The following is a 9,146-nucleotide window of genomic DNA, read 5'->3' on the forward strand; positions in this document are numbered from 1 at the left end:
CTTTAGATTCAGTGTCGAACCAAGTAAATTTATTGCTGTCAGTATACGAATGACGGCGTGAAACACGGTATAATCTTGGTAAACCTGTGTAAACAACAATGTAGTGGAAATCACTACGTTTTTGGCACGATGTGCGATGAATTATAGTCCCATTTATAGAGGAAAGCACCAACATGACCCACTACCGTATCGCTCCGAGCATTTTATCTGCCGATTTCGCCCGTTTGGGCGAAGAAGTGCAGCGCGTGATTGCTGCCGGAGCCGACTGGATCCATTTTGATGTGATGGACAACCACTACGTGCCCAACCTTACTTTCGGGCCGATGGTGTGCGCCGCGCTCAAGCCTTATGCCACCGTGCCGCTGGATGTGCATTTGATGGTGGAGCCGGTGGATGAAATGATTCAGGCCTTTGCCAAGGCCGGTGCCGACATCATCACCTTCCACCCCGAAGCCAGCCGCCATATCGACCGCAGCCTGAGCCTGATCCGCGACAGCGGCTGCCGTGCCGGGCTGGTGCTCAACCCTGCTACGCCGGTGTATGTGTTGGAGCACGTTTTAGACAAGCTCGATGTAGTGCTGCTGATGTCGGTGAATCCCGGTTTTGGCGGGCAGAAATTTATTCCGCACACACTGGAGAAAATCGAACAGGTACGCTCGCTCACCGACCTCTACGCCGCCGAAAGCGGCCGCCGCATCCTGATTGAGGTGGACGGCGGCATCAAGGCCGACAATATTGCCGAAGTCGCTGCCGCCGGTGCTGACACCTTCGTGGCCGGTTCCGCCATTTTCAATCAGCCCGACTACGCCGCGGTGATTACCGAAATGCGTCGGCAGCTGGAAAAGGCCGGCGGTTGATACGGCAAAAGGCTACCTGAAATTCTCAAATACAGCGGAAGCGCTTCATTTCTTCCTGCTGCGTGAGCTGCCTTGGCATACTTGGTATGGCTTGTGTCTGGCAGCTGGGCAGGGGAAATTGAGTGCTTCCGCTCAAGCTTTTTCAGGTAGCCCGTGTTGCGGGCTACCTGAAAAACCAAACCGCAGCTTTCAGGTAGTCTCATGCTGCAGCCCGCCTGAAACATTGATACAATTCTCCGCTTAGTTCTTAATCCCGCAGAAAGCCCGTCATGAAAGCCTCCCAGTTCTTTATTTCCACCCTCAAAGAAGCCCCGGCCGAAGCCGCGCTGGCCAGCCATAAGCTCATGTTGCGCGCCGGGCTGATTAAAGCCAATGCCTCCGGTCTCTACACTTGGATGCCCATGGGCTTGCGCGTGTTGCGCAAAGTGGAGGCCGTGGTGCGCGAAGAGATGAACCGCGCCGGCGCTATCGAGCTTTTGATGCCCGTTATCCAGCCGGCCGACTTGTGGAAAGAATCCGGCCGCTGGGATTTCTACGGCGACGAGCTGCTGCGCATCACCGACCGCCACGACAACACCTTCTGCTTCAGCCCCACCTGCGAAGAGCTGATTACCGACATCGTGCGTAAAGAAATCACCAGCTACAAACAGCTGCCGAAAAATTTCTACCACATCCAAACCAAATTCCGCGACGAACGCCGCCCCCGCTTCGGCGTGATGCGCGCGCGCGAATTTGTGATGAAAGATGCCTATTCCTTCCACGCCGACTACGAATCGCTGGTGCGCGACGGCTACCAGCCCATGTATCACGCCTACTGCCGCGTGTTCGACCGCCTAGGCCTTGACTACCGCCCCGTGGCTGCCGACACCGGCAGCATCGGCGGCACCGGTTCGCACGAATTCCAAGTGTTGGCCGAAAGCGGCGAAGATGTGATTGCCTACAGCAGCGAATCCGATTTCGCCGCCAATATCGAGCTCGCCCCCACTCTGCGTCAAAGCGGCGAACGCGCCCCTGCGCAAGCCGCGCTTGCCAAAGTGCACACCCCCGGCGTGAAAACCATTCCCGAGTTGGTAGAATTTTTGCAAATTCCGATTGAGCGCACCCTCAAATCCATCGTGGTGGAAGGCGAAGAAGAGGGAGAACTCGTATTGCTGCTGTTGCGTGGCGACCACGAATTCAACGACATCAAAGCCGAGAAACTGCCCGGCGTGAAAAGCCCGCTGGCCATGGCTGCGCCCGAAGCCATTAAAGAAAAATTCGGCGCAAACGGCGGCTCGCTCGGCCCGGTGGGCTTCAAAGGCAAAGTGTATGCCGACTTCGCCGTGGAAAAACTGGCCGACACCGTGATCGGTGCCAATGAAGACGACCACCACTACACCGGCTTCAATTTCGGCCGCGACTGCCCCGAGCCCGAATTTGCCGACATCCGCAACGTGATTGCCGGCGACCCCAGCCCCGATGGCAAAGGCTACCTGAAACTCGCACGCGGTATCGAAGTCGGCCACGTGTTCCAGCTGCGCGACAAATATTCTGCCGCCCTGAACGCCTCGTTCTTGGACAACAACGGCAAATCACAAATCATGGAAATGGGCTGCTACGGCATCGGCATCACCCGCATCGTGGCCGCTGCCATCGAGCAGAACAACGACGAGCGCGGCATCATCTGGACCAACGCCATGGCACCGTTCCAAGCCGTGATCGTGCCGATGAACTACAAAAAATCCGAAGCCGTGCGCGAGGCCGCCGATAAAATCTACGCCAAACTCACCGCCGCCGGAGTGGACGTGCTGCTCGACGACCGCGACGAACGCGCCGGCGTGCTGCTGGCCGACAGCGAACTGTTGGGCATCCCGCACCGCATCGCCATCGGCGACCGCGGCCTGAAAGAAGGCAAAGTGGAATACACCGAGCGGCGCAGCGGCGAAACCGAATTGGTAGCAGCAGGCGAGATTGCTGCCAAGCTGAAAGGTTTGTTGGCTTAAAGGCTTATGCGAGGGAAGGCTACCTGAATATGTTTTCTGGTAGCCTTTTATGTTGCCGCAGGCGGGTTCTGTTGCCATTCATATATTTGGCTTACCGCACCTGTATTCGTTTTAAGTCTTAGCAAGTATGCCAAAGGCTACCTGAAAGCGAAGCATCAACGCAGATATGGCGTTGGTTTCGGCTTTCAGGTAGCCTTTATGCCTCTGAGTTCTATCGATCCGCACAAACCGTTATTTAGCCGCCGGCGCGCTTTCCGCTACAATGCCGCTTTCCCCACAACACAGCATAAAGGAACCCAATCATGGCACGTCTTCCCGTCCACACCGTAGAAACCGCTCCCGAAGCCGCCAAGCCGCGCGTGGAGGCGGTGCTGAAGGCCAACGGCTTTATCCCCAATCTCATCGGCGTGCTGGCCAATGCGCCCGAAGCCCTGGCGTTTTATCAGGAAGTGGGCAAGCTCAACGCCGCCAACAGCCTCACCCCGGGCGAGGTGGAAGTGGTGCAGATTATTGCCGCCAAAACCAATGAGTGCGGCTTCTGCGTGGCCGGCCACACCAAAATCGCCACGCTGAAAAAACTGCTCTCCGAAAAAGCTGTTCAAGCTTCGCGCAATTTGAACCCCGCCGAATTCGACGATGCCAAACTGGCCGCTCTGGCCGCCTTCACCCAAGCCGTGATGGCGAAAAAAGGCGCGGTGTCCGATGCCGAGCTGCAAGCCTTTCTAGACGCGGGCTACAACAAACAGCAATCGGTGGAAGTGGTGATGGGCGTGGCGCTGGCCACCCTGTGCAACTACACCAACAACCTGGCGCAAACCGACATCAACCCAGAATTGCGCGATTACGCTTAAACACACGCAGCTTGCTACGGTGAGCGAAATAAAGGCTACCTGAACTTTCAGGTAGCTTTTGTCTTGCTTGTTTTATAGTCAGCAAAAACTAGAGATATTGGTATAACTGTCTGTTTGATAATCTATAACATATTATTTAAGCAATTAACTTGCTATTTATAATTTTATATAGCATAAAATGCTATAAATATAGAAAACATCTGTCAGCCGAGCTTGTATGCCGGCCGATTTGGGCAGTAAAACTGCGTAATGCGGCAGAAGCACAGTTCTGGCGGCGGTTGGGATGTTTGTTTTTGTTAAAATCGCGCCATTCTGAATCGTTTTGGATTATTGCAGTTTTATGAAATCCCCTGCTTCCTGGTCGTCTAAAATCGGCTTTATTTTGTCTGCTGCTGGCTCTGCCATCGGCTTGGGCGCAATTTGGAAATTCCCCTACACCGCCGGCACCAATGGCGGTGCGGTGTTTGTGCTGATGTTTTTGGTGTTTACCGTTTTGGTGGCGCTGCCGGTGCAGCTGGCCGAGTTTTATATCGGCCGTAAGAGCGGCAAAAACGCGGTGGATGCGTTTAAAACGCTCGCGCCAAACAGCCTGTGGCCGTGGATCGGGCGCATGGGTGTGTTTGCCTGCTTTATTTTGCTGTCGTTCTACAGCGTGGTGGGCGGTTGGGTATTGAATTATGTGGTGCACGCGTTTGACGGCAGCATCCACCAAAATGCAGATTTCGGCGCGCTGTTCGGCAGCACGATTTCCAGCCCGGCCGGCTCAATCGCCTATCAGGGGCTGTTTATGCTGATGACGGTGTGGGTGGTGAAAAGCGGCATTGCGGCGGGCATCGAACGGGCCAACAAATACATGATGCCCGCGCTGTTTGTGTTGCTGTTATTGCTGGCGGTGCGCTCGCTCACGCTGGATGGTGCGACAGCGGGCATCTCCTTCCTGCTCAAGCCTGATTGGTCGCACTTCACGCCGCAAACCATGCTCACCGCGCTGGGGCAGGCCTTTTTCGCGTTGAGCCTGGGCGTGTCTACCATGATTACTTATGCCGCCTATTTGGACAAAAAACAGGATTTGTTCCGCTCCGGCAACAGCATTATGTGGATGAATTTGCTGGTGTCTTTGTTGGCCGGTTTGGTGATTTTCCCCGCTGTGTTTGCCTTCAACTTTGAGCCGGGGCAGGGGCCGGGGCTGATTTTCGTGGTGCTGCCCGCGGTGTTTATGAAGCTGCCGCTGGGGCAAATTCTGTTTGCCGTGTTTATGCTGTTGGTGGTGTTTGCCACGCTCACTTCCGCCTTCTCTATGCTGGAAACCGTGATTGCCGCTGCTATCCGCGAAGATGAAAGCAAACGTAGCAAAACCACTTGGCTGATCGGTACGGCAATTTTTATTGTCGGCATTCCCTCCGCGCTCTCGTTTGGCGTGCTCTCCGAATGGAAGCTGTTTGGCAAAACGCTGTTTGACTTGTGGGACTACATGATTACCGCGCTGATTATGCCGATCAGCTCGCTCTTGGTGGCGGTGTTTGTAGGCTGGATACGGCAGAAGAGCGATGTGTTCGAGCACATGCGTGAAGGCAGCAGCGTGCCGCAGGCTGTGATTGCGCTGTGGCTCAATGCGCTGCGCTTCCTCGCGCCGGTGGCGATTTTGCTGGTGTTTGCCAATACGTTGGGTTGGATTTAACTCAGGCTACCTGAAAAGAATAAATAAGCCGGCAAACCGTATCAAAGAACGGTTTGCCGGCTTGTTTATGCGAACTGGTTTATCAGCTACTCATGGCTGCAACATGAGGCTACCTGAAAGCGTAGGCTTCAATGCAGTTAAAACGCTGCATAGCGAAAGTTTCAGGTAGCCTTTGCTGGCGATATCAGTAGTTATCCAACTCAATCGAAGCCGCCAAAAGTGAGAGGCGCGCCATCACGCCGTACACATACAGGCGGTTGCCGGCGCAGTCGCAGGTTTGGCTGCGGTCGGGCAGGCCGAGGGTTTGCCATTGTTCAAACACGCGCTTGCTGCCGGCGAGGAATTCCGGGTCGTCGCCGCTGCTGTCGGTTTGCGGTACGTTGCAGCTCAATGGCACGAAGTGCATGCCGCTGGCGTTGAGGTTTTCGTCGGCACCGCGCCCTTCGTGCACGCGGAAGAAGCCGCCCACCACGAAGCGGTCGATCATATACACCACCGGCTCGGCCACGGCGCCGTTGAGGGTTTCGTAGGTGTAGATGCCTTCCTGCACAATCACTTCGGTTACGGCCAGGCCTTCTTTCACGGTGGCCATTTTGTTGCGGTTTTTGCGGTTGAGCGCGCGCACTTCATCGGCGGATTTCACGCTCATCACGCCCATTCCGTAGGTGCCGGCGTCGGCTTTGACGATCACGAAGGGTTTGTCGGTGATGCCTTTTTCGTCGTATTTAGCCTGGATCTTAGCCAGCACGCGTTCCACGGCGGCGGCCAGGGCGTCTTCGCCTTCGCGTTCGTGGAAGTTGAGGCCGGACACTTTCTCGAAATAGGGATTAATCTGCCATTGGTCGATGCCGATGAGCTCGGCAAATTCGGCGGCCACTTGATTGTAGGCGGCAAAGTGGGCGGTTTTGCGGCGCGTGGTCCAGCCGCCGTGCAGGGGCGGCAGCACGGTGTGGCGGATGCCTTGCAGGATTTCGGGCACGCCGCCGGAGAGGTCGTTGTTCAACAACACGAGGCAGGGCGAGAAGCCGTCGGCCAGATGCACGCGCTCGCGGGTGCGCAGCAGGGGCTCGAGCAAAATGGTGTGCCCCAGCGCGGTTTTGAATTCGGACGGCTCGGTGATTTCGGGGTTCAGGCTGCCCAGGCGCACGGCAAAGCCGGCCTGTTGCAGGATATTGCTCAGGGCATACACGTTTTCCAAATAGAACGTATTGCGCGTGTGGTTTTCCGGCACAATCAGCACGGATTTGGCCGTTTCGCAGTAGCGTTCTACCGCATCGGTGGCGGCAGCGGCGGCCAGCGGGCTGAATTGGGTGTTTAGGTTGTTGAAGCCGCCGGGGAAGAGGTTCATATCGATGCTGGCCATTTTGTAGCCGCTGTTGCGGATGTCGACCGAGCCGTAAAACGGCGGCTTGTGCCGTTTCCACTGGCTGCGGAACCAGGCCTCGATTTCGGCTTGCTTTTGCAGGATGAGTGTTTCAAAATCCAGCAGATATTGCGCGTATTGCGGGGAAATAACCGGAATACCCATGCTGAGCTCCTTTCAAAAAAGTGTGTGCAGATGGCGGGCATTATACTCCAAGCCCGTGCCGCTACAGCGAATTTCCCTACATACCATCAGGCTATCCCGTTTTATTCTATGCTCGACAACATCCTTCCTTTCGCCCACCGCCTGCTCGCCCAAGCCACACCTGAAGGCGGCATTGCGGTGGACGCTACCGCCGGCAACGGCCACGACACGCTGTTTTTGGCGCAATGCGTGGGCAGCGGCGGGCGTGTGTATGCCTTCGATATCCAGCCGCAGGCTTTGGCTGCCACGCAGGCGCGGTTGCAGGCAGCCAGAGAAGAAAGGCAAGTGCGCCTGATTTCTGCCAGCCACGCCGATTTGACGCACTATGTAAACGAACCCGTACACAGCATTGTGTTCAACTGCGGCTACCTGCCAGGCGGCAATAAAGCACTCACCACCGAAACCGGCAGCACCCTTTCCGCCCTGGCGCAAGCGGTGCACATACTGCGCCCCGGCGGGCTGTTGGCCGTGGTGCTTTATCCCGGCCACGAGGCGGGTGCGCTCGAAGCCCAGGCTGTGTCCGAATGGGCGGCTGCCTTACCGCAGCAACAGTTTGCCGTGCTGCACTACGGCTTTACCAACCGCCGCAACCGCCCGCCTTATTTACTGGCGATTGAAAAGCACAATGCCTCTGCCAACCCAAAGGCTACCTGAAACCAATGGCTAAAAAGCGCAAACCCAGCACCTCCGCCTTTCCGCCTGCCTTGTTTCCCTACATCCAACAGGCCAGCGACGATACCCTGCACCGCATCAGCCGCTTCGACTACGGCATGGAAGCCGAACGCCATGTCGCCGCGCTCAAGCAAATCGTGCATGAACAAAACGGCTACGTAAGCGCCGATTTGGGGCAAACCTTCTACCCGGGCGACGTGATCGAACTGGCGGCCTTCGATGCGCAAGATGCTTTCGGCTACACCATCTGCCACCTCATCATGATCCAGAGCGAGCTGGCCGAAACCTGCCGCTTCAACCTTTCGCCCTATTGGCAACGCTACCGCAGCGGCGAACGCGATGCCCTGCCGCCCACCATGCAGGCACAGCTCGATGCTGCTTACCGTCTGGCCGATGAACGCGGCTGTATCGACCACGATTGGTAAGGCTACCTGAAAGCCATTGTGGCTTAAAATAAGAATGGGGAAGGTGAGCCGATGCGGTTTAAATTCACCGTATCCCACGAACGGGCTATTGGCGGCCGCGCAACTTTCAGGTAGCCTGCCGCCCATCACACACTCAATCAAAACATTCGGAGCACCCATGTACCTTATCGTGAAACACAGCCATCTGGTATTCGTTGTGATTACCGTGGTTCTGTTCAACCTGCGCTTTTGGATGCGCACCATCCTGCCGAGCCGCCCCGTGCCCAAAGTGCTGCGTTTTGTGCCGCACATCAACGACACCCTGCTGCTCTTCACCGGCATGATGCTGATGACCATCACCCGCTACGTGCCTTTCGGCAATGCCGATTGGCTGGGCGTGAAACTGATTTTGGTGGTGCTGTATGTGCTGGTGGGCATGTTCTGCCTGAAAAGCCCGCCACGCTCGGCCAAATGGTGGATCGGCTATGCCCTATCGATCGGCTGCCTCTGCACCATTTATTGGCTGGCCACGTATAAGCCGATGTTTTAACACCGGCCGTTTGGCTGATTGAAAAGGCTACCTGAAAACGTAGCGCAGCGAAGTTTTTGCGTAGCTAAAGTTTCAGGTAGCCTTTATTGCAGAAAAGCTTGCACGGTGTGTAGGGTGCGTGCCGCAGGCACGCATGCCGTTGTCCATTACTCCAAAGCCGTGTGCGTGCGTACCGTGCACACCCTACACCCACAAATGAGTAGGCTACCTGAAATTCATTTTTCAGGTAGCCTTTTTTGCCGCCGCACGACTCGGAAGTGTTGCGATCGGTGCATAACTAAGGAGTCGTTATCTAACCCGAGCCTACAGAGCTTGCCGCGCTGCCTATCCGGTAGAAAAAGATAAAGAAAAACGCCCGCCGAAGCGGACGTGGTCAATGCTGCAAAGCTTATTGCAACAGCAACATAGCGGCAATCGCCACCAGCCCAATTAGCAATAGAAAGCCAAAGACGGTCCAAGCCAACATCAGGCCGTCGACCAGTGGGTTGGATGGCGAACAATTGCGGCACATTTTCATCTCCTATCAAGGGGGAAATATAACTAAAGCCCTTGTATAGTGAATTAAATTTAAACCAGTACAGCGTT

At 55.9% G+C, this 9,146-nt stretch carries 9 protein-coding genes; 7 read left to right on the forward strand and 2 right to left on the reverse strand.

Annotated features, from left to right (window positions below; genetic code table 11):
- Window positions 1-173: 173 nt before the first annotated feature.
- The 4 genes from rpe to HMPREF2541_RS09140 all read left to right on the forward strand — a co-directional run bounded on the left by rpe (window position 174) and on the right by HMPREF2541_RS09140 (window position 5,368).
- Complete coding sequence (rpe, locus tag HMPREF2541_RS09125; RefSeq protein WP_049258086.1) at window positions 174-857, forward strand: ribulose-phosphate 3-epimerase; 684 nt, start codon at window positions 174-176, stop codon at window positions 855-857.
- Between the two features lie 269 nt (window positions 858-1,126).
- Window positions 1,127-2,839 carry a proline--tRNA ligase gene (locus tag HMPREF2541_RS09130; RefSeq protein ID WP_070543280.1) on the forward strand — a complete coding sequence of 571 codons (1,713 nt, stop codon included), beginning with the start codon at window positions 1,127-1,129 and terminating at the stop codon, window positions 2,837-2,839.
- A gap of 302 nt (window positions 2,840-3,141) precedes the next feature.
- Complete coding sequence (locus HMPREF2541_RS09135) at window positions 3,142-3,690, forward strand: carboxymuconolactone decarboxylase family protein (protein WP_003822493.1); 549 nt, start codon at window positions 3,142-3,144, stop codon at window positions 3,688-3,690.
- Between the two features lie 340 nt (window positions 3,691-4,030).
- Window positions 4,031-5,368 (forward strand): sodium-dependent transporter, encoded by a 1,338-nt coding sequence (locus HMPREF2541_RS09140; RefSeq protein WP_064084602.1) that lies wholly within the window; start codon window positions 4,031-4,033, stop codon window positions 5,366-5,368.
- A 184-nt stretch (window positions 5,369-5,552) separates the two neighbouring features.
- Here the strand turns inward: HMPREF2541_RS09140 and gshA are convergent, their stop codons facing one another.
- Window positions 5,553-6,896, reverse strand: coding sequence for a glutamate--cysteine ligase (gene gshA, locus HMPREF2541_RS09145; protein WP_070543282.1), 1,344 nt, complete (start codon window positions 6,894-6,896; stop codon window positions 5,553-5,555).
- Window positions 6,897-7,004: 108 nt separating this feature from the next.
- Here gshA and HMPREF2541_RS09150 point away from each other — a divergent pair, with 108 nt between their 5' ends.
- The 3 genes from HMPREF2541_RS09150 (at window position 7,005) to HMPREF2541_RS09160 (ending at window position 8,561) form a co-directional block, all read left to right on the forward strand.
- The gene (locus tag HMPREF2541_RS09150; protein WP_064104523.1) at window positions 7,005-7,589 is read left to right on the forward strand and encodes a tRNA 5-(aminomethyl)-2-thiouridylate-methyltransferase MnmM; all 585 of its coding nucleotides are present in this window, start codon (window positions 7,005-7,007) and stop codon (window positions 7,587-7,589) included.
- Window positions 7,590-7,594: 5 nt separating this feature from the next.
- Entirely contained in the window at window positions 7,595-8,032 is a 438-nt protein-coding gene (locus tag HMPREF2541_RS09155) for a hypothetical protein (protein WP_070543284.1), read from the forward strand.
- A 157-nt stretch (window positions 8,033-8,189) separates the two neighbouring features.
- Window positions 8,190-8,561 (forward strand): SirB2 family protein, encoded by a 372-nt coding sequence (locus HMPREF2541_RS09160; RefSeq protein ID WP_023887054.1) that lies wholly within the window; start codon window positions 8,190-8,192, stop codon window positions 8,559-8,561.
- A 215-nt stretch (window positions 8,562-8,776) separates the two neighbouring features.
- Here the strand turns inward: HMPREF2541_RS09160 and HMPREF2541_RS12430 are convergent.
- On the reverse strand, window positions 8,777-9,146 hold a 370-nt coding region (locus HMPREF2541_RS12430; protein ID WP_210387155.1), incomplete at its 5' end, for a hypothetical protein.

Origin of the sequence: Eikenella sp. HMSC061C02 (assembly GCF_001809035.1) — a bacterium.
In the GTDB taxonomy this organism is placed as follows: Bacteria; Pseudomonadota; Gammaproteobacteria; order Burkholderiales; family Neisseriaceae; genus Eikenella; species Eikenella corrodens.

What these genes read in the sequence shown, in the direction of transcription:
- HMPREF2541_RS09140 (WP_064084602.1), top strand. Translation starts at nt 4,031, where the DNA reads ATGAAATCCCCTGCTTCCTGGTCGTCTAAAATCGGCTTTATTTTGTCT.
- HMPREF2541_RS09160 (WP_023887054.1), top strand. Translation starts at nt 8,190, where the DNA reads ATGTACCTTATCGTGAAACACAGCCATCTGGTATTCGTTGTGATTACC.
- HMPREF2541_RS09150 (WP_064104523.1), top strand. Translation starts at nt 7,005, where the DNA reads ATGCTCGACAACATCCTTCCTTTCGCCCACCGCCTGCTCGCCCAAGCC.
- HMPREF2541_RS09135 (WP_003822493.1), top strand. Translation starts at nt 3,142, where the DNA reads ATGGCACGTCTTCCCGTCCACACCGTAGAAACCGCTCCCGAAGCCGCC.
- HMPREF2541_RS09155 (WP_070543284.1), top strand. Translation starts at nt 7,595, where the DNA reads ATGGCTAAAAAGCGCAAACCCAGCACCTCCGCCTTTCCGCCTGCCTTG.
- HMPREF2541_RS09130 (WP_070543280.1), top strand. Translation starts at nt 1,127, where the DNA reads ATGAAAGCCTCCCAGTTCTTTATTTCCACCCTCAAAGAAGCCCCGGCC.
- gshA (WP_070543282.1), bottom strand. Translation starts at nt 6,896, where the DNA reads ATGGGTATTCCGGTTATTTCCCCGCAATACGCGCAATATCTGCTGGAT.
- rpe (WP_049258086.1), top strand. Translation starts at nt 174, where the DNA reads ATGACCCACTACCGTATCGCTCCGAGCATTTTATCTGCCGATTTCGCC.